The organism is Sabulicella glaciei, assembly GCF_026183895.1.
Classification (GTDB): Bacteria; Pseudomonadota; Alphaproteobacteria; order Acetobacterales; family Acetobacteraceae; genus Roseococcus; species Roseococcus glaciei.
The window spans coordinates 1-18,451 of record NZ_JAPFQI010000010.1 but is presented as its reverse complement, the minus strand read 5'-3'; the positions used below and the strand labels follow the sequence as shown (position 1 = coordinate 18,451).

The 18,451-nt window shown below is 70.2% G+C and carries 22 protein-coding genes, 1 tRNA gene and 1 pseudogene; 5 read left to right on the top strand and 19 right to left on the bottom strand.

All coding sequences use genetic code 11. The features are described from left to right. Window positions 1–28: 28 nt before the first annotated feature. The 5 genes from OF850_RS13370 to OF850_RS13350 all read right to left on the bottom strand — a co-directional run bounded on the left by OF850_RS13370 (window position 29) and on the right by OF850_RS13350 (window position 4,733). Window positions 29–835 carry a dienelactone hydrolase family protein gene (locus OF850_RS13370; protein WP_301590704.1) on the bottom strand — a complete coding sequence of 269 codons (807 nt, stop codon included), beginning with the start codon at window positions 833–835 and terminating at the stop codon, window positions 29–31. Then, window positions 832–1,878, bottom strand: a complete 1,047-nt coding sequence (locus OF850_RS13365; RefSeq protein ID WP_301590703.1) for a methylated-DNA--[protein]-cysteine S-methyltransferase — start codon at window positions 1,876–1,878, stop codon at window positions 832–834. Before OF850_RS13365 ends, OF850_RS13370 begins: the two co-directional genes overlap by 4 nt. A 54-nt stretch (window positions 1,879–1,932) precedes the next feature. Then, entirely contained in the window at window positions 1,933–2,526 is a 594-nt protein-coding gene (locus OF850_RS13360) for a tetratricopeptide repeat protein (RefSeq protein ID WP_301590702.1), read from the bottom strand. Window positions 2,527–2,722: 196 nt separating this feature from the next. After that, on the bottom strand, window positions 2,723–3,505 hold the full coding sequence (locus OF850_RS13355; protein WP_301590701.1) for an NYN domain-containing protein: 783 nt from the start codon (window positions 3,503–3,505) through the stop codon (window positions 2,723–2,725). A gap of 238 nt (window positions 3,506–3,743) precedes the next feature. Further along, window positions 3,744–4,733: a Bug family tripartite tricarboxylate transporter substrate binding protein gene (locus OF850_RS13350; RefSeq protein WP_301590699.1), complete on the bottom strand. Its 990-nt coding sequence runs from the start codon at window positions 4,731–4,733 to the stop codon at window positions 3,744–3,746. Between the two features lie 213 nt (window positions 4,734–4,946). Here OF850_RS13350 and OF850_RS13345 point away from each other — a divergent pair, with 213 nt between their 5' ends. The 4 genes from OF850_RS13345 to OF850_RS13330 all read left to right on the top strand — a co-directional run bounded on the left by OF850_RS13345 (window position 4,947) and on the right by OF850_RS13330 (window position 9,167). Beyond that, window positions 4,947–6,344 carry an SEL1-like repeat protein gene (locus OF850_RS13345; RefSeq protein WP_301590698.1) on the top strand — a complete coding sequence of 466 codons (1,398 nt, stop codon included), beginning with the start codon at window positions 4,947–4,949 and terminating at the stop codon, window positions 6,342–6,344. Next, complete coding sequence (locus tag OF850_RS13340) at window positions 6,341–7,639, top strand: glycosyltransferase (protein WP_301590697.1); 1,299 nt, start codon at window positions 6,341–6,343, stop codon at window positions 7,637–7,639. The genes OF850_RS13345 and OF850_RS13340 overlap by 4 nt, the downstream gene beginning before the upstream one ends. Next, window positions 7,617–7,693: transfer RNA gene (locus OF850_RS13335), tRNA-Arg, on the top strand. The genes OF850_RS13340 and OF850_RS13335 overlap by 23 nt, the downstream gene beginning before the upstream one ends. Before the next feature lie 796 nt (window positions 7,694–8,489). Next, window positions 8,490–9,167, top strand: coding sequence for a hypothetical protein (locus tag OF850_RS13330; RefSeq protein WP_301590696.1), 678 nt, complete (start codon window positions 8,490–8,492; stop codon window positions 9,165–9,167). A 50-nt stretch (window positions 9,168–9,217) separates the two neighbouring features. Here OF850_RS13330 and OF850_RS13325 read toward each other — a convergent pair whose 3' ends face one another. The 11 genes from OF850_RS13325 to OF850_RS13275 form a co-directional block, all read right to left on the bottom strand. After that, a complete protein-coding gene (locus OF850_RS13325; protein WP_301590695.1) occupies window positions 9,218–9,496 on the bottom strand; it encodes a hypothetical protein in 279 nt (92 codons plus the stop codon). Between the two features lie 167 nt (window positions 9,497–9,663). Further along, entirely contained in the window at window positions 9,664–9,891 is a 228-nt protein-coding gene (locus OF850_RS13320; RefSeq protein WP_301590694.1) for a hypothetical protein, read from the bottom strand. Window positions 9,892–9,989: 98 nt separating this feature from the next. Beyond that, complete coding sequence (locus tag OF850_RS13315) at window positions 9,990–10,400, bottom strand: hypothetical protein (RefSeq protein ID WP_301590693.1); 411 nt, start codon at window positions 10,398–10,400, stop codon at window positions 9,990–9,992. Beyond that, the gene (locus OF850_RS13310) at window positions 10,397–10,594 is read right to left on the bottom strand and encodes a hypothetical protein (protein ID WP_301590692.1); all 198 of its coding nucleotides are present in this window, start codon (window positions 10,592–10,594) and stop codon (window positions 10,397–10,399) included. Before OF850_RS13310 ends, OF850_RS13315 begins: the two co-directional genes overlap by 4 nt. Before the next feature lie 206 nt (window positions 10,595–10,800). After that, window positions 10,801–12,324 carry a DUF3987 domain-containing protein gene (locus OF850_RS13305; protein WP_301590691.1) on the bottom strand — a complete coding sequence of 508 codons (1,524 nt, stop codon included), beginning with the start codon at window positions 12,322–12,324 and terminating at the stop codon, window positions 10,801–10,803. Next, on the bottom strand, window positions 12,317–13,189 hold the full coding sequence (locus OF850_RS13300) for a DUF7146 domain-containing protein (protein WP_301590690.1): 873 nt from the start codon (window positions 13,187–13,189) through the stop codon (window positions 12,317–12,319). The genes OF850_RS13305 and OF850_RS13300 overlap by 8 nt, the downstream gene beginning before the upstream one ends. Then, complete coding sequence (locus OF850_RS13295; RefSeq protein ID WP_301590689.1) at window positions 13,186–13,398, bottom strand: hypothetical protein; 213 nt, start codon at window positions 13,396–13,398, stop codon at window positions 13,186–13,188. Before OF850_RS13295 ends, OF850_RS13300 begins: the two co-directional genes overlap by 4 nt. Beyond that, the gene (locus OF850_RS13290; RefSeq protein ID WP_301590688.1) at window positions 13,395–13,625 is read right to left on the bottom strand and encodes a hypothetical protein; all 231 of its coding nucleotides are present in this window, start codon (window positions 13,623–13,625) and stop codon (window positions 13,395–13,397) included. The genes OF850_RS13295 and OF850_RS13290 overlap by 4 nt, the downstream gene beginning before the upstream one ends. Then, on the bottom strand, window positions 13,622–13,846 hold the full coding sequence (locus OF850_RS13285; protein ID WP_301590687.1) for a hypothetical protein: 225 nt from the start codon (window positions 13,844–13,846) through the stop codon (window positions 13,622–13,624). The genes OF850_RS13290 and OF850_RS13285 overlap by 4 nt, the downstream gene beginning before the upstream one ends. A gap of 233 nt (window positions 13,847–14,079) precedes the next feature. Continuing rightward, window positions 14,080–14,307, bottom strand: a complete 228-nt coding sequence (locus OF850_RS13280) for a hypothetical protein (protein WP_301590686.1) — start codon at window positions 14,305–14,307, stop codon at window positions 14,080–14,082. A 107-nt stretch (window positions 14,308–14,414) separates the two neighbouring features. Further along, window positions 14,415–14,918 (bottom strand): hypothetical protein, encoded by a 504-nt coding sequence (locus OF850_RS13275; RefSeq protein ID WP_301590685.1) that lies wholly within the window; start codon window positions 14,916–14,918, stop codon window positions 14,415–14,417. A gap of 505 nt (window positions 14,919–15,423) precedes the next feature. Between OF850_RS13275 and OF850_RS13270 the strand changes: the two genes are divergently transcribed. Further along, window positions 15,424–15,714, top strand: coding sequence for a hypothetical protein (locus OF850_RS13270; RefSeq protein ID WP_301590684.1), 291 nt, complete (start codon window positions 15,424–15,426; stop codon window positions 15,712–15,714). A gap of 72 nt (window positions 15,715–15,786) precedes the next feature. Here OF850_RS13270 and OF850_RS13265 read toward each other — a convergent pair whose 3' ends face one another. The 3 genes and pseudogenes from OF850_RS13265 to OF850_RS13255 all read right to left on the bottom strand — a co-directional run. Further along, entirely contained in the window at window positions 15,787–17,082 is a 1,296-nt protein-coding gene (locus OF850_RS13265) for a tyrosine-type recombinase/integrase (protein ID WP_301590683.1), read from the bottom strand. Between the two features lie 380 nt (window positions 17,083–17,462). After that, window positions 17,463–17,655 (bottom strand): annotated as a pseudogene (locus OF850_RS13260) (IS481 family transposase); the annotation flags it as partial. 294 nt (window positions 17,656–17,949) lie between these two features. Further along, on the bottom strand, window positions 17,950–18,451 hold a 502-nt coding region (locus tag OF850_RS13255), incomplete at its 5' end, for a transposase (RefSeq protein WP_301590682.1).

The window sequence follows — 18,451 nt, the reverse complement described above, 5'->3', positions numbered from 1 at the left end:
CCCAGGCCGCGCAGCATCCCCGCCGGGGTCATGGGAGGGCTGCCAGGAACTCCATGACCCGGCGCCGCGCCTCCGTCCGTGCGGCCCCGTCCGGCCCGAGGGACACGGTGCGCCCATCCGGCAGGGTGCGGCGGCGCAGCCCACCCGAAAGCCCGTCGAAGCCGTGATGGGCGCCGGGAAAGATGGTGACGGCGACGCGGCCCGCCGGGGCGCGGGCGGCCCAGCCTTCGCAGGGTGCGGCGGGCGTCCAGTCGTCGGAACCGCCGAGCAGGAGCAGCATCGGCACGGCGCCGCGCGGCGCGGGGGCGCCCAGGCAGCCGGGATAAAGGGCCACGGCGCCCGAAAGCGCGCCGGGTGGCGCGGCGGCCCAGGCCGCGAGGGTGGTGGAGCCGCCATGCGACCAGCCCAGCAGCACGGGCCTTCCCCAGCCCTGCGCCGTGGCCCAGGCGGCGGCGGCCAGCGCGTCGTCGCGCCGGACGGCGAAGGGGCCGGCGGGGAAGGGGCGCTGCCCGCAGGCCTCGCCGAGCCCGCGCGAGCCGAAGCTGTCGGGGAAAAGGACCGGATGCCCGGCCGCGACCAGGCGCGCGGCCCAGTCGCGCTCGCGCGCCCCCAGCCGGATCGGCGCCCCAGCCATGCCGATGCCGGAACAGCCATGCAGCGCCACCACCGCCGGGCCGCGCGGGGCCTCCGGCGTCATCACCAGGGTGCGCAGGGCGAGGCCGCCGGGTCCGGGCAGCGACACCTCGCGGGTCGAGGAGGGCAAGGGCGGCGCGGCCTCGTCCGGGGTGGCGCAGCCCAGGAGCAGCAGGAACAGCAGCGGCAGAGCCCGGATCATGCTTCCCCTTCGAGGAGGCGGCGCTTGTTGGCTACCCCCCAGCGATACCCGGTCAGTGCGCCATCCGCGCCGACCACGCGGTGGCAGGGCACGGCCAGCCCCACCGGGTTGCGCGCGCAGGCCGAGGCCACGGCCCGCACCGCGCGCGGCATGCCCAGGCTGGCGGCGAGCGCGCCGTAGGTGGTCGGCCTTCCGGGCGGGATCGCCTGCAGCGCCTCCCAGACCCGGCGCTGGAAGGCGGTGCCGCGCAGGTCGAGCGGCAGGTCCAGCGCGCGGGAGGGTTCGCGCAGCTTGGCCGCCACGGCGGCGACGATGTCGGCGAGGGCCGGATCCTCCTCCACTGTCGCGTGGGGAAAGCGGCGGCGCAGGTCCGCCTCCAGCGCCGGGAAGGGCTCCGCGAAGCCGATGAAGCACACGCCGCGCGCGGTGGCCCCGACCAGGAGCGGTCCCATGGCGCTGTCCGCCCGGCCGATTCCAATGCGTTCCCCCGCGCCGCCACGCCGGGCCGCGCCGGGCGTCATGCCCAGGGGCGGGCGTTCATAGACGCGGCTCTCGCTGCCGAAGCCGGCGCCGGCCACCGCATCCGCCACGCGCTCCCCCTCGCCGAGCGCGGCGGCGAGGCGACGGGCCCGCACCGCCTCGGCATAGGCGCGGGGGGTGACGCCGGACACGTCGCGGAACAGGCGCAGGAAATGGTGCCGGCCGAACCCGGCGCGCGCCGCCAGCTCGGCGAGGCTTGGCGGGGTTTCCGCTTCCTCGATCATCCGCGCCGCCTCCGCCACCGCTTCGCGGTGCAGCGCTGCGCGCTCGCCCAGAGGGTCGCAGCGGCGGCAGGCGCGGAATCCGGCGGCCGAAGCCTCGGTGGCATCGGCGAAGAAGCGCGTGTTGCGGCGCAGCGGCGCGCGGGACGGGCAGCCGGGGAGGCAGAACACCCCCTGCGTCACCACGCCATACAGGAAGGGCCCGCAATCCGGCTGGGGGTTGCGCGCCAGCACCGCCAGGAAGCGGCGCTCGTCGAGGGGGAGGGGGGCGTCGTCGGGCATGGGGCGACTATCCGCCCGGCGCGGCGCGCGGCGCCATCCGGGCGTTGCGGCGCTTCACATCCGCTCCCCTTCCGCCCGGCGTCGCAGCTCGCGCAGCCGCTCCTCGCCGCCGGGCAGGCGGGGATGGATCTCCAGCGCCTCTTCCTGGCTCCGCAGCGCCCCGGCGGCGTCGCCCGCCGCTTCCTGGAGGCGCGACAAGGACAGCAAGGCGGCGAAGTGGCGCGGCTCCAGCCGCAGCGCCTCGCGCAGGTCGGCCGCAGCGGCGCGGTTGTCGCCCGCGCGGGCGTGGGCCTGGGCACGCCAGTGCCATGCGTCGGCGAGGGTGGGGGAAAGGATGATGGCGGCGTCGAAATCCTCCAGCGCTTCCTCCATCAGGTTGGCGCGGAGGTTGCGGATGCCCCGATTGAGCAGGAGCTGCACGGCGGGGCTGGCCTGCCGCGCCCAGATCTGCCGGATCACGGCTTCGGCCATCTGGCCGCCCTCGGCGTCCGGCGCGGCGCGCAGCGCCTCGAAGGCGCGGTCCAGATCGCGTGCGGCCGGGGGCGGCGCCTGGGCGGGGGCCGGGGCGGCGAGGAGAAGCAGCACCGGGAGGAGAAGGGCCAGGGCGCGCATCGCCGCATGGTCGGCTGTTGCGGGGCGCGCTGGCAAGGCCGCGATCAGGCCTCTTCCCGAAGCATGGGCCGTCTGGGAGCGCCCCAAGGTTTCCTTGAGTCCGCTAGGTGGCGGTCCGGTCTTTCGGGCGCCGAACACGGCAGACCCATCCACGCCAGCAAGGAACCCCTCTCGAAAACGCCCGGCGCCGCAACTCCGGTGGCATGCCTCCGCCCTGCACAGCCCGTGCTGATCACTGTGCGGCGGTTGTTGACGGAGTCCTGACCGGCCTCACGAACAACGTCTTGTCGTTGTACCTTCCTTCAAAGACGCCGGTCTTCCTGACGAGATCGCTGAGCTTCTTGCAGCCATAGGTTCGAGGGTCGAAGTCGGATTCCAGGTTCGTGAGCAGGGTTCCGACCTGCGACAGGTTCACCCAGCTATCCTCGGTGGATTGAAGTTCGGAAACCGCCTTCAGCAGCAACACTTTTGCGTTCGGCACCTCCTGGATTGCCGTGCGCCCCTGCGAACCAGGCGGGGCGGCCGTTCCTTCGTTCCCGAGCACCGGCGAGCCTTGATGCCCCGGGGCGCTAGGCAGCAGGTTCTCGGTGTAGACGAACTTCCTGCAGGCTCGCCGGAAGCTTTCGGGAGTCTTCTGCTCACCGAAGCCGTAGACGTCCGACCCGTGCTCTCGCAGACGCGACGCAAGTCCGGTGAAATCGCTGTCGGAGGAGACGAGGCAGAATCCGTCGACCCGACCAAGGTGCAGCAAATCCATCGCATCGATGACGAGCGCGATGTCGGAAGCATTCTTGCCTGACGTGAAGGCAAATTGCTGGCGCGGTGTGAGCGCGAGTTGGTGGACGATTTCCGCCCAACTCTTCAGCCGCGACGACGAGAAGTCACCGTAGATCCGGCGGACAGTGGCCTCGCCGAACTTCGCGATCTCCTCGAACAGTCGAGGCGCAATCTGGGGAGAGGCGTTGTCACCGTCGATCAGGACGGCGAATCGAGGCAATCGAGCGTCTTCGGTCACGGGGATGCCTTCCGCAGGCAGGCGTCGGTCCTGGGCAGCGCCTTGGCTGTCCCAGGATGGTAAGAAACTGGGGCGGCAGCAAGATCACGATGCAGACTGACCCGAAGCCTCTCTCAATGGAGGTGTCCACACCGCGGTCCCTGGCGCTGCGGCGCCAGCGGCTTGAGGGCTCCGATCCGCGAAGGCGTGGAGAAGTTCGGAACGCTGCGAGGAACCGTCCTGGCCCCGCGGCAAGCCCTCATCCCCGCCCCAAACGCAGCCCGGTTTCGCGCACGATGCCCTGAAACTTGCGCAGTTCCGCCGCGACGAATTCGCGGGTGGAATCCGGGGTGGAAGGCTCGGCCGGATCGATGCCGGCGGCGGCGAGGCGGCGGCGCAGATCCGGCTCGGCCATCGCCTCGGTCGCGGCGCGGTTGATGCGGCCGGCCACCGCGTCGGGGATACCGCGCGGCCCCTGGAGGACATTCCAGGTGACGATGTCGAAGCCGGCGAAGCCCTGCTCCTGCAGGCTGGCCACGTCGGGCAGGAGCGGGTGCCGCCCCGGCGAGGTGACCGCGAGGGCGCGGGAGGAGCCGTCGCGCAGATGCGGCATGGCCGAGGCCAGCACCTCCACCGAGAAGTCGATCTCGGCCTTGCGCATCGCCTCCAGCACGGCCGAGCCGCCGCGATAGGGCACGTACTCGCCGCGGAACCCGGCGCGGTGGGCGAAAAGCTCGCCCGTCAGGTGGCCGATGCCGCCGGAGCCGGAGGAGCCCCAGAGCAGCGGCGCCCGCGCCGCCTTCGCCGCCTCCGCGAGCGCCGCGATTGACCGGTGCGGCGAGGCGCCCGGCACCACGATGCACATCGGGCCGCCGCCGATCACCGCGAGGTGGGAAAAGTCGCCCACCGGGTCGTAGCGCACCGTGTCGGGCAGCGCCGCCGGGTTGGTGCCGTGGGAGGAGGCGGAGGAGACGGTGAGGACATGCCCGTCCGCCGGCTGCCGCGCCACGTATTCCGCGGCGAGCGAGCCGCCGGCGCCCGGCCGGTTCTCGATGATGATGCGGGCCTGCGGGCCGAGGCGCGGGGCGATGCGGTCCGCCAGCAGCCGCGCGCCGATATCCACCGAACCCCCGGGCAGGAACCCCACCACGATGGCGATCGGCCGGTCGGGCCAGGCGGGCTGTGCCCCGGCGCGCGGCGCGGTGGCCAGCAGCGCCGGCAGGGCCAGGAGCGTGCGGCGTCGTGCCATGGACAGGATTCCCTCCGTTTCGTTGCCGGCAGCTTGGCGCGCCGGGATGGTGTCTTCAACGGTGGCGCGGCCGGGCGGGGATTCCTAAGCTGGGGCATGGATCTTCCCTGCCTCGTCCGGCGGCGCCGGCCGCTCACCTCGCGCCGCCGCGCGTGACGTCGTAAGAAGTCCGGCGATGATTGCCCTTTCTTTCCGCGTGGGAGCGCCGCGCCCATGGCACTGAGCGGCCCGATCTCCTGGTTCATCAACCTCGTGGGTGGCGGGGTCGAGGAGGCGCCGCCCGGCCCGGCGGCGCGCACCCCCCGCTCGCCCTCCGAGATCCGGCGTTTGTCCCGCGCCGCGTCGCGCGGCGATGCCACCGCGCAGCGCGAGCTGGGCGAGGCCTACCTGTCCGGCCTGGGCGTGCCCGAGAACACGGCCGAGGCCGCGCGCTGGCTCAATCTTTCCGCTGCCCAGGGCGAGAACACGGCGCGGCTGCTCCTCGCCATGATGCACCTGCGCGGCCAGGGGCACGGCGCGTCGGAGGAGCTGTTCGGCGCCGCCAAGGGCGAGCCGGACCCGGCGGAAGCGGCGCGGCTGGCCCTGGCGGCGGCGGAGGCGGGCGACGTCGCCGCCATGTCGCTCCTCGCCTGGCTGGCGGCGACGGGGCAGGGCATGGAGGCCGACCCCGCCCTGGCGGCGCGCTGGTACGGCAAGGCGGCGGAGATGGGGCAGCCCCAGGCCAAGCTCGGCCTCGGCCTCATGCGCCTTCACGCCACGGATGGGATCGAGGACAAGGCGCTGGCCTGCCGCCTGATCGCCGAGGCGTCGGAGGCCGGGCTGGCCACGGCGCAATATGTCCACGGCACGCTCTACGAGGCGGCGGTGCCGCCCTTGCCCTTCGACGAGGCCAAGGCCTTCGAGCTGTATCGCCGCGCCGCCGATGCGGGCCTGCGTCCGGCCTGTGCGCGCCTCGGCCTCGCCCTTCTCAAGGGTTGGGGCACCCCGGCCAACCCGGTGGAGGGCGAGCGCTGGCTGCGCCGCGCCGCGCTGGCGGGCGATGCCGAGGCGGCGGCCATGGTCGGCGACATGCAGATGAGCCCGGCCGACGGCTCGCCCGCCAATCCGATCGAGGCGCTGAACTGGTACCGCATCGCCGCCGAGAGCGGCCACGCCGTGGCGATGCGCGTACTGGGGCTCATGTACCATCGCGGCACCGGCACGGCGCCCAGCCCGCAGGACGCGATGCACTGGCTGGACCGCGCGGCCGAGCGCGGCGATGCCGAGGCCGCCGCGTCGCTGATCCGCATCGCCGCCGGGCTCGGTCCCGATTCCGCCGAGGCGCGGGGCGCGGCGGACCGGCTGGAGGCGCTGGCGGAGCGTGGCGACGCGCAATCCGCCTTCAACTACGCCGTCTGCCTTCGCAACGGCGTGGGGCGCGCGGCCGACCCCGCCGCCGCCCTGCCTTGGATGCGTCGCGTGGCGGAAGCGGGGCGTGCGGACGGGCAGTTCTGGTACGGCCGCCTGCTGCTGGAAACGGGCGGCGACGCCACGGAGGCGTGGCAATCCATCTCCGACGCCGCCGAGCAGGGGCACGAGGAGGCGCGGCAGGCGCTGGCGCAGCGCGCATGAAGCTCCTCTTCCTGCACCAGAATTTTCCCGGGCAGTACCTGCACATCCTGCGCCGCCACATCCGCGAGGGCGTGCACGACCTGCTGTTCCTGTCGCAGCCCAACACCAACTCGCTCGCGGGCGTGCGGAAGATGGAATACCCGCTGGTCCGCGCGCCGCTGAAGCAGGCCGACCCGCTGCTGCACGATTTCGACCTGGCGATGCTGCGCGCGCAATCCGTCGCGGCGCGGGCGCGCGAGCTGGTGAAGCTGGGCTACGAGCCGGACGTGATCCTCGGCCACAATGGCTGGGGGGAATTGCTGCACCTGCGCGAGGTGTGGCCGCGCGTGCCCATCATTCCGTATTTCGAGTTCTACTATCACACCTCCGGGCTCGACGTGGATTTCGACCCCGAATTCCCCATGGATGCCGACAAGCGCAGCCAGGTCCGCATCCGCAACGCCACGAACCTGCTGGGGCTCGAACTGGCGACGCTGGGCCAGGTGCCGACGCGGTTCCAGGGTTCCACCTATCCCGACTGGGCCCAGCCCAAGCTGCGCCACGTGCCCGAGGGCGTGGACCTCGACCTGTGCAAGCCCGATCCGGGGGCGGAGTTCGCGATCGGCGAGCGGCGCTGGCGCAAGGGCAGCGGGCGGCGCCTCGTCACCTATGTGTCGCGCAACCTGGAGCCCTATCGGGGCACGCATATCGTCATCCGCGCCCTGCCGAAGCTGCTGGCCGCCTGTCCTGACGTGGACGTGGTGCTGGTGGGTGGGGACAGCGTGTCCTACGGCGCCGCGCCGGCAGGCGGAGGCAGCTGGAAGGACCGCTTCCTGGCGGAACTCGACGCGCCGCTCGACCCGGAGCGCGTCTTCTTCCCCGGCAAGATCCCCTACGATTCCTTCCGTGCCATGCTGCAGGCGAGCAGCCTGCACCTCTACCTCACCTATCCCTTTGTCGCCTCCTGGTCGCTGCGGGAGGCGCTGGCTTCGGGCTGCACCATCCTGGGTTCCGACGTGGGGCCGGTGCAGGAATTCGTGACCCATGGCGAGACGGGGATGCTGTTCCCCTTCCTCCGCCACGACCTCCTGGCCGAGGCGGCGATCGACCTGCTGGCCGACCCGGCCCAGGCCGCCCGCCTGGGCGCCCGGGCCCGCGCATGGGCCGAGGCGCACCTGACGCTGGACGAAACCCACCGGACCATGCACGCGGTGATGGAGGAAGCCATCGCCCTGGAAGGGAGCGCCCGACAGGGGTTCCCCGCGCCGCGCCGATCCGCTAAGAAACGCGCGGGGACCCGTAGCTCAGCTGGATAGAGCGTTGCCCTCCGAAGGCAAAGGCCGATGGTTCGAATCCATTCGGGTCCGCCAGATATCCCCGCTAGAAGATTGAAGCGAAGGGATTTTTCGTTAAACCTTCGTGCTCAGTCCACAATTTGGTCCACAAGCCTCGCGAACGGTGTTGTCGCTAGCGGGTTGGTCAGCGCCGTGTGGGTGTAGCCGCGCTCGAGAGGAAAGCGGGTCTAGATAGACCTTTCATCTACGTTCGGCGGGGGGGATTGAGGCGCTGGGCTCGGCTCCTCGGGCGGAAGTTCTGACAGAAGGCGAGCGGTGAAAGCTTCTACACACTGACCAAACCGCCTCCGCGCCTCCACACCTTGAGCGCCGCTCAGATCAATTGATGCATGAGCGTCCAGCGTACCGCCGGGCCTGCGGACACCAATCCGTAGCGTGGAAACTCCGAGTATACCCGAAACGACTTGGCCGAGCCCCGCTGTTCCGCCAGCGCAAAAGCCGCCCTGCTCGCATCGAGAGCGAGTGACTTCTCGCAATCCCTCGTGACCGGCCCACGCTTCTTATCGAGGCGAAGCCGTGCACCAGCCTGGCCAGCCCTTCGAGCTGTTTCGTCACCTCTTTGATCGAGGCTACGCGGGCTGGTTTCTTTGGCGGGGTGAACGGGTGCCAGCCGAAGCTTTCTCGCCCGAGACACACCAGCGGTAGGACCGGATGGGCGGCTACGCTCACAACTTCGTGTTCAAGGCCAATCCGGATTGGCCGTTGCGCTGAGCCCTCGCATTTGAGCGAGTGCCCTTCTTTCATGAGGGGGCTTGCATATACGTTTCCATGCGGTGGTAGCATCCTTCCGTTAAACATCCGGGAGGAAATCATGATCCGAAGAATGGGCCAGCGGGTCGCGCTGGGACTGCTGCTGCTTGGCTCGGCCGGCGCCGCGCAGGCCGCGCCCGCCACCGTCAACATCAACTTCAGCGCCGCCTACTCCGGGCGGGTGGATGGCAACATCCCGACCCAGAACACGATGTACGGGCAGATCACCGTGACCGTGGCGGCGTTCAACAAGGGCTTCGACTTCGACTTCGACAATTCGTTCCGCTACCGCGAGGTGGACGGATCGGTCTTCCCCGGCCCCGGGATCGACCAGACGGACGGGCTGGTGGACCTGAAGGTAGTCTTCAACGGCGGCAGCAACCATGTGGACCTGGCCTATCTGCGGGACGTTCAGATCGGCCCCCATGACACCCTTCAGATCAAGCGCTTCGACCTCCAGGGCGGCCGGGCCACCGGGATCTTCGGCTCGTTCGAGTTCAACGACGACAACTTCATGCCCTACGGCAAGGTGCTTGGCGTGAACCTCGCTTTCAGCGGCTGGGGCTTCTCCGGCGATGCAGTCGCCCTGGGCACGGGCTGCAATGCCACTTTTGACCCGTGCCTGTTCTCTGGCCCGATCACCGCGGCCATGGCCGTGCCCGCGCCCGGCGGCGTCGCCCTGCTGGCCCTCGGCGTGCTGGGCCTCGGCTTCGTGCGGCGCGGCCAAGCCAGCGCCTGAAGGACCGAAGCCCTCGCCGGACTTGGCGGGGGCTTCGTCGTTTCGGGACTTTATTCCTCCAGCGTCACCGGCAGCGGCCCGTCGCGCTCGACCACATCGGGTGGGCGCGGATCTCCATGGACCGTGATTAGCGCGCCCCGGTGCCCGCATTCCCGGCAGCGCATCCGGGCCAGGAACTCCTCCGTGGACAGGTCGCCGCAAAGCCGCACGGCGCGGCGAATGCCCACGTCCACGGAGCGGCCGCAGCGGCGGCAGCTGAAGGCGAAGTAGTGGATGTGCGCGTGGGGCAGACTGATTGAGAGGGGGAGGAGCGGCTCGTCGCGGGGCATGGGGCGACCGTACCGGGCAGGGGCTCAGATGGGCAGATGGCCTTGGTCGTTTCCCGGAAATCCGCAGAATGCGAAGCGTGCAGCGTGAATGCCTTCGCCATTCATAATGCTAAGGCCAGTAGTCACATTCGCTCCGCATCCCGTGTCAGCTCGGCGATGCCTCCGCACTACCGCAGTGCGCCCTCTGCCGCCTCGCGCACCATCTCCACCACGCGTGCTCGCATGCGGGGCGGCAGGCGCACAGCAGCGGCACCGTAGGCATCGGCCGGGCCTCGCACCTCCCACCGGCCACGCCGCAGCCGCGCAAAGCCAAAGGTCACGACCGCCGGCCCCAGGCGCACGTCCACCAGCACCAGGGGCGTCCGGCGGTCCTCCGGCCCTCGCCGAACGCCCACCACAGCCGGGCCATCCTCGCCCCTCGCGCGCGCGCGCACATCCGCGCGTGATTTTCGGGCGGCTCCCTCGCAGGTTTGGGGACGTCGCAGTGGCTCGCTCATGGCGCCCCGTCTCCGAACGCGCGCTGCCACAGGGCGTCGAGCCACGCGGCGTCAGCGTGGTTGATGCGGACATGAACCTTCGCGCCCAGCAGCCTCGCCTTGAGGGCTTCGATGGCCGCCACCTGTTGCCGCGTCAGGCCAGGGCGCGAGGCCAGCAGCGCCAGCGCCTTGCGAGCGCCGCGGGGCGGTAGGGTGGCGAAGGAGAAGGCGGCGGCCGGTGCTGTCCCAGGGCGCACCGGCAGGGCGGCGTGGCGTTCCACCACCAGGGCCAGCGCATGCCAGTCCAGCCCTGCGGCCATTAGGGTGCGGCCGATGGCAGCAGCGGTTGCCGTCACCTCGCCGGGCTTGTCACTGCCCAGCAGGGGCAAGAGCTTCGCCACCTTGGCTGGGATCTGAGCGGCGCTCATGGATGCGCCTCCCTCACCGCCTCGGGCAGCAGTCGTTCGGCGCGCAGCCGCGCGACCATCTCCGGCGACAGGCACCACAGCAGGCCATCGGGCTTGGTCACGTCGAGGCCGCCAGCCGGGCACCAGCGCCATTCCGCACCAGCACTCACCAGCCCGGATAGGCGCGCCGCGTCCCACGTGAGGTGCCAGTCCACACCGGCCGGCCAGGGGGCCGCGGTGACAGGCGCGACCGGCTCCCCAAAATCCCCAATACTCCCAAAAACCCCCTGCGCCGGCTGCGGCTCGTTGGTGTTCGCGCTTCGGGGTGGCTCCCCAATATCCCCAAAATCCCCATAGGTCGGCGTCTGGGGCGCTGGCTCCGGCGTCGCGGCCCTCGCGAGGGCGCGTTGCAGGAAGCGGCTCATGGCGCCTCCCTCCGCGAACGCCACGCGGGCGCCACCTCCGCGAGCTTCGGGTTGACGCGGTAATCCCCACGCGGCCGGCCAGGCTTGGCCTCGTGCGACACGGGCAGCAGCACGTCATCGCGCCGCAGGGCCGCCACCGCCATCTTCACCGCGTCTGCGCACGATAGGCCGGGCAGGCCCGGCGTCTCGCGGATCGCGCGCTCGTTCACCACCTCCAGCCCGGCGGCGATGATGTGACGCAGCAACGTGCGCCCATGCCGGTCGCCCTCGCGCAGCGCGCCAGCCCCGAAGGCCCGCTCCGCCATGGGCAGGAAGTAGCCGTCGAGCAGGCCCGCCGCCGCCTCGGCCGCTGCCTCGCCCACCGCCTCCGGTGCCGGCTCGGTGGGCCGCTCCGCACACCAGCGCACCAGCTCCAGCACCAGCGCCAGGCGCACCATCTGCCCGCGCGCCTTGCCCAGCACGCCCAGCACCAGCCCGCCCGCGGATGCCTCGCGCCCCGCCCAGTCGCGCGCCGCCTCCTCCACGATGGCCTGCGCTGGCTCCGTGAAGGGCAGGAACCAGGGTCGCGCCTCGCCGTCCTCGTCCGGCACCATCGGCAGAGCCAGCAGCCGGCGGAGATCCGCCGCCCAGGCCGCCGGATCAGTGCGGCGTGTCGGCCGGGCGAATGGCCGCGGCTCGGGAAAGAACCACAGGAAGCGCGAAGGGAAGCCGTCATCGGCCCCGGTGGTGATCTCCTCCAACCGGTCGGGCTGGATCGTGCCGACGATGCCCGCCCCGAAGCGCCGCACGAAGATCGGCTCAGGGTGCTTCACCCGGTCAATCGTCTTGGGCCGGGCGCCGTAGCTTTCGAGCCATGCCGCGCGCTCGCCGCCCTTGCCGCCGGAGTAGGCGTCGAAGTTGCCGATGAAGGCCGCCAGCTCGTCCCGGTGCAGCAGGAGGCCGCGCGGGTTGTCGCGCAGCAGTTCGGCCACTTTCTGCACCGTGGGCTCGCTGGTGACGATGCGCGGCCGGATGGGACGGGGCGGCGCCGCGGCGCGGTCGGGTCGTGCGGGAGGCGGAGTGTTGTCCTTCACCGCCTTTCGCACCTCGCCTTCCCAGTTGCCGCGCGCCACTTCTGCTTCAGCGCACAGCATCTCCCATTCGCGCAGCTTGTCGGGGTAGTCGCCGGCCAGTTCGGTTTCCAGATCCGGCAGCACGTCGCCCAGCACCGCGTCGAGGCCGGGGCTCTTGCCGCTGGAGGGGTTGCCCACCGCCCCGCACCACAGGAAAGGCGGCTCGGCCCACCCCTCCCAGGGCGAGGCCCAGCGGCTGTTTCCGATCAGCGCGCAGGACGCGGCCAGCAACCCAGCCGCTACGTAGTCGGGCGGGCAATTCTTCGCCTCCGCCGCTGCTGCGATGCGCGAGGCCCATACGGAGCCGAACAAGGCCAGCGGCAGGGCCGGGGGCGGCTGCCGATCGCGCAGCAGTGCCAGCGAAGGCAGGGGAAGTTCCGCTTCGCGCGTCGAGTAGCCATCAGCCATGATTGCCGTCCCGCGCCGTGCGGCGCTGCAAGAGGTCGTTGAAGTCGCCGCGGTCGGGGGTCAGCACCTCCACGCGCAGCCCAGCGGCCGTGAAGGCGTCGGCGGCGGCCCAGGCGTGGCGCTGGCCCGTCGGGTCGGGGTCGGCAGCGATCAGGAGATGCGTCAGCCCACCCGGCAGAGGCATGCGCGCGAGGTTGCCGGCGGAGAGTGCCGCCCAGGCAGGCGCGCCCAGGATCAGCCCGGCCGATAGGCTCGTCTCGATCCCTTCGCCCACCACCAGCGGCCGGCCGGGTGTCCAGCGGCACAGACGCACCGCCCCGTCGCCCACCGGCCCCAAGGTCATGCGCGGCGGGTCCAGCGCGGCCTTTCCCGCACCGCCAGGCGCCAGCCACGTCCGGTGCACCGCCTGCGGCTTGCCGGCGGCGTCCGTCACCAGAGCGACCATGCACAGGCCCCGCGTGCCGGACGGCTTGTGCAGAGCGTCGGGGAGGCAGCGCAGCGCGCCGCTATCGGGCAGCGAAAGGCCACGCCCCGCGAGATAGGATTGCGCCGGGCTGCGATCGGCGGGCAGGGCCGCGTTCCACATTTCCAGCGCCAGCGCAGTCTTGCACGCGCCGTCAGGCGGCTCGCTGCGGTCGTGCCCAGCGCCGGCAGCGGTGCGCTGTGGCGCGCGGCCCAGCACCGCCTCCGCCAGCTTGTCGCGGTCGCTCCCACAGGAGGCGCACCACCACAGGGCGCGGCCGTCCTTCTCGCGGAGGGAGAAGGCATTGGCGTAGCCACAGGCAGGACAATCCCCGGCCCAATCGCGCCCACCCGTGCGGCGGCGCAGCCCGTGACGGGCGGCGAGGTCGGCGGCGGCGATCATGCGTCGCCTCGCGTGGCGGAGGCCGCCAGCAAGGCGCCCAGGCCGCCCAGCACGTGCAGCACCGGGCGCCGGGGATGACCGGTCGCCAGGGCTTCCACGGGGCCACCGGAAGGCGTTTCGAGGCCGGGGAGCAGCACGCGGCGCGCCGGCTCCTCGGAAGCCGCCAGCGGCGCCCGCAGGGGCGGGGTGATCCGGTCGGGGCGGCTCATGCGCGCGTCCCCCGAAGGTGACGATGGGCGCGAAGAAGCAAGCTGCACTCGGCCCAGGTCAGCAGCTCGGGATCGCGCTCGGTGACGATGGACTGAAAGGCATGCCACAGCGCCCCGCTGCCGATCCGGCTGGAGTGCTCGGCGCCCAGGTCGAAGGCGCATTCCCAGCAGCGCCGCGAGAGTTCGGGCGGCACAGGGACGATGAAATCCGGAAGGGTCGCGCTCACCGGCCGCCCTCCCGTCCCTCGTCGCGTTCGGGTGCGGCGCCAATCAGCAGTGTGTGCGAGTGCTCGCCGTCCTCGCCATCGCGCTTGGGCATGACCAGGACGCGGAGGCCGCCCAGGCGCCCCATGAGGTAGTGCACGCCCTTGGCGCTGGTCCGTCGGTAGAGCTTGCAGGCCGGGGCAAGGGCGCCCCCTTGGCCGGTGTTGCGGTAGTCGGTGGGCATGGCTTGCCTTTCGATGGCCGCCGCCCGGAAAACCTTGGAAATCGGTGGATCGCGCGCTAAGTCTCGGGTGCTGCCAAAGACTTCACGCATGTTGCGATCAGCGCCGTTCGGTCCCCCAGGCCGGCGGCGCTTTTCAGTTGTGAGGGATGAAGCGGGCGAGGCCAGCGCCAAGCGCAAGCCCCAGGAGCGATGCGCCGGTCAGCTCGGCAGCGGTGCGGAGGGCAGCGCGCATTTCACGCGGCCTTCCGGCGGGCATCGGCCTTCACCTCCGCCACGGGCAGCGAGGCGAGGAAAGCAAGGGCGCTCTCAGTGTCCACCAAGGTGGACGAGCCCAGCTTGCGGAGGATGATCTTGCCTTCCGCAGCGGCGCGGTAGATCGCGCTGCGGCTAAGGCCGAATACTGCGGGCGCCTTCGGCATGGGAACTGCTGCGGGGCGCTCGTTCCAGGGGATTGGGCTCATGTCACCGTCTCCAGATGTTGCGCAAAATGCGCTGGGACGGGCGAGCAGTTATCGCTGAAGGTGCAGCCAATCTTCCCCACAAGTTGCAGCGCTCGAAGTTGTGGCGGTCACAACTCAACAGGCCAGCAATGACGCCTTAGTGTCATAGCGATAGCGCTCTTGTCCGGCACCGGGCGTTCGCCAAGCAGATCCAAGGCACCATGAATGAAACGGACTGCTTCGCCTTCTCGGTCTATAGATGGCAAGCGTTTCATGCCCGGGTCAGCTTCTTTCGCCGCCAGCAGATATGCGCGGTGAAGCCGAGCGATGAGAGCGGTTTGCCTTCGATGGATGCCTGCCATCTTCGCTGGCGGGGACAGCTGCCGTTCGATGGCCTCCATCGCGACAACAAGCGCGGATTTTAGCCGTATGAAATCTTGCCGGTCGGCTTCGTGACCTGGGCCTTTGGGCACGAGGCGCTGCTGCACTCCAGGCTGAAGCTCCCATATCTGGTCGCCGTCATTGTCGAGCCAGTGTGAAACGGCCTTCAACAGTTCCGCCGCGGCCTTATGCCCTCGCGCACGCTCGCGCGGAAAATGGGGATCCAGCAGTTGAGGGCCTGCCACGCTCATCGGGGCGCACACCACCGCGATTGCTGCGTCCCGCATTGCTGAGGGAGGAAATGGAGGGCCACGCTTCCGAACGCGGCGAAACAATGCCTCCACCTCAGCGTAAGTAGGTAGAGCCTTCCTTCTGCCCTGCCGGATTGCTGGAAGGTCCAGAGTTTCCGCCAACTCCGGCGTGATCAAGTCTGACAGGTCCGCCTCCGCTGGCGCATCCGCATGGGAAGCGGCGAGGCTGCGCGGTGCGGAAACCGCGCGGGCTGGCCGGCCCCGCCCCGCCGTGTGTCACGCTACGCGTCGAAGCGGGCGTGTCGCTAGAGCCAAAGCCGGGCGCGATCGAGTTCGCATTCGGCCTTATGGTCAGCGCCGCCGCCTGCGCGGAAAGGAGGATTTTGGGGGTTTTGGGGATATTGGGAACGGAGCGCAGCCAGAGATGCAGCGCCCCTCATTCTTGGCGTTGCGATCCCTGAAATTAATATTGCCATTTTAGGAGGCTATAAGTGAAGCTGGGGCCATGAACCGTGCCGTTGCGTTGCTGGTCCTCATCCTGTTTGCGGGATGTACATCCACAAACGTGGTCCAGCTTGGCGCAAACCGTTTTCGTGCCACCGCTGAGAACACCTATACGGCCGCTCAGGCGGAAGTCGCGGCGCTGGAAGCCGCCAATGCTCACTGCGCCCGGCTGGGGCGTCGGATGGAGGCGGAAGTGGCGCGATCCGATACTCAGATGATGTATTTCTTCACAGGACGGAGCGTGGCGCCTGCTTCCTACGGCTCGGGAGCGGTTAACTTCATATGCATCTAGCTGCACGTGCTACTGTGCACGGGCTCTGAGGATTTAACGACATTGGGATGGGGCCGGGGTGGTGATGCAAGGTTATGCCCCGGCCCTCTGCGCCCGTGCGGAGGCTAGGTCCGCAACGGATGCGGCCGGAGCGGTGCAAAACGCGGCCCATGCCTCCATCATCGGCCGGCGCTCCTCCAGCAGATCGTCGCGCGCATAAGCCGCGCGGGCCTCGTTGTGATCCACATGCGCCAGGGCACGCTCGCCAAGGTGGTCCGGGTAGCCACGCGCCAGCGTCCATCCTTTGAAGGTGGCACGGAAGCCATGCGGCACGATGGCGCGGCCTTCCTTGTCCACCCACAGGGGCGCGCTCGCTTCGGCACCCCTCGACGGCTGGTTCATCCGCCGCACCACTGCCAGCAGCGTCATGTCAGACGGCGCCGTGTTGGCAGTGGTCGGGAAGATTAGCGCCTTGGGGTCAGGCTTGGCGGGCCGGATCGCGCGAAGGAGGTCGAGGGCCGGGCCAGGAAGGGGAACCCGATGCACGATGCCCCCCTTCATGCGCGCGCCGGGCACCACCCAGACAGCATGCTCCAGATCCACCTCGCCCCATGTCGTCTTGCGCGCCTCCCCGGACCGGGCCGCGGTCAGGATGGCGAAGCGCAGGGCCAGCGCCCCGGCGCCGTGATGCCGCGCGAGCGCCGCCATGAAGGCGGGCATGCGTTGGACCGGAAGCGAAGGGTGATGCCGCACCGCCCGCACCTTGCGGGCCTGCGGCAGCAGCGCCGCCAGATGCCCACGCCACCGCGCCGGGTTCTCGCCGCTGCGCCAGCCCTTCACGCGCGCAGCGTCCAACACATTTTCCAACCGGCCCCGCACCCGCGAAGCCGTCTCGGGCACCCGTGTCCAGATCGGGCGCAGCACCGCCAACACGTCCTCGGTGCCGATGCTGGAGACGGGCTTTGCCCCGATCAGTGGGAAGGCGTGCGTCTCCAGGCTCGTCAGCCATTGGGCCGCGTGTTTGGGGTTCCGCCAGCCTGCAGCCCTCTCCTGGCAGACGTGCCGCGCTGCTGCCTCAAAGCTGGTCGCCGCGGCTGCGGCACGGCTCGCGGCCTCTGCCTCAGCGCGTCGCGCCTCCAAGGGATCGGTGCCCGCTCGCAGCGCGGGGCGCAGCGCCTCGGCCTTGATGCGTGCCTCCGCCAGCGACACCTCGGCTGCACTGCCTAGGCCCATCTCGCGCGATTTGCCGGCCAGCATGTAGCGGAGCGTCCACTTGCCTGCGCCGGGCGCCGTCACCCGCAGATACAGCCCGCCCCCATCGGCCGTAGCGCCGGGCTTGCCCTTCGCCACCAGACCCCTCACCGCGGCTGCTGTCAGCTTGCCCGCCATCTGCGCGCCCCTCGGTCCACAAGACGGTCCACAACTAACTTGTGGACTGGCGGGGTTCAACAGGAAACGGCCAGGGACGAAGGAATGGAAGAAAGCGAGGCGTATCCTAGGTTCCTGAAACCGCCAGGAACAGGCGGGGATGGTTTAGTGGCAGAATTCGGGTCCGCCAATCGGTCCCCAAAAGCAATTGCTTCGAAAGAATTCTCGTGCCTAGCGCGAGTGGTGGTTCGCAAACCGGTCCCCGAAATGGACGCGGCATCCTTGTGCTTGAAGCCTTGAGTTCTTCCTGAGCCACTGCCACCGAAATTCAGGCGCTAGCTGTGCAGCCCCGCGATGGGGTGTGACGGGTCGAGCCTGAACCGGTCAGCTTCTTTCGCTCAGGTTTGGCAGACGAACTCGTGGGGCGTGAGGCCCCAGAGTGGTCTTCAGCCGGCAGGCATGGTTGTAGGCGTCCAGGAACAGCTTGAGGTGCACCCGCGGCTGGTCATGGCTGTCGCGGTGGAGGCGCTTGACGGCCGCCTCCTCCATGAGGTGGTTCATCTGCTCAACCTGCTCGAGCATCCGCGGATGGTTCTGCCTTGGGGAGCCGACGCCCTAAACCATTCGAACAGGGGCCGTTCTCTAATCGCCTGCTCCTTGTCAATGAGCGAAATGTTTCGGGTGCTGCCAGGCCGGGGTCACGGTTCTCTTCGCGGTCGAACAAGTCCGCCGCAACATCGGGTTCGAAGCACAGGCGCTGCAATGTCCACAACGAGCTCGCGTGCCGGGCACGTGGCTCAAGGCCCTCTTTCGCAGCCTGCCTGCACCTTCGCCCCGGGGGGCAGCCCTCACATCCGGCGTCGGGCCGAAGTGCTGGTCAGCAAACGGTCATGCGGCCTGCAGGCACCCTTGCCGCTCCTCCGCCGACCAGCGGAACGGCTCGCCAGAGCGCCAGATGCTGTGCAGGATCACCGCCAGCTTTCGCGCCAAGGCCCCACGCGCCTTGCCGAAGCCCGACCGGCTTGCGATCGCCAGCGCCCAGTCCTTCAGGCTCGACGAGCGCTTGACGCGCGTCAGGATGACCACGGCCGCCTCGTACATGAGGGTCCGCGCGAGGCCATCACCGCACTTCGAGATCCTGCCGCTGCGATCGATGTCGCCCGATTGGTACCGCTGAGGCGTCAGCCCCATGTGAGCGCCGACCGATCGCGACCGGGCAAAGCGCGCCGGATCCTCCACCGTGCTGATAAAGGACAGGCCGGAGACCACCCCGATGCCGGGCACGCTCATCAGGAGGCGACAGGCCGGGCTTGCTCTCGCCAGCGCCCGGATCGCCTTGTCGAAGGCCGCGATCTGCTCGCGTAGCCCTCGCCAGGCAGCCAGCATGGGC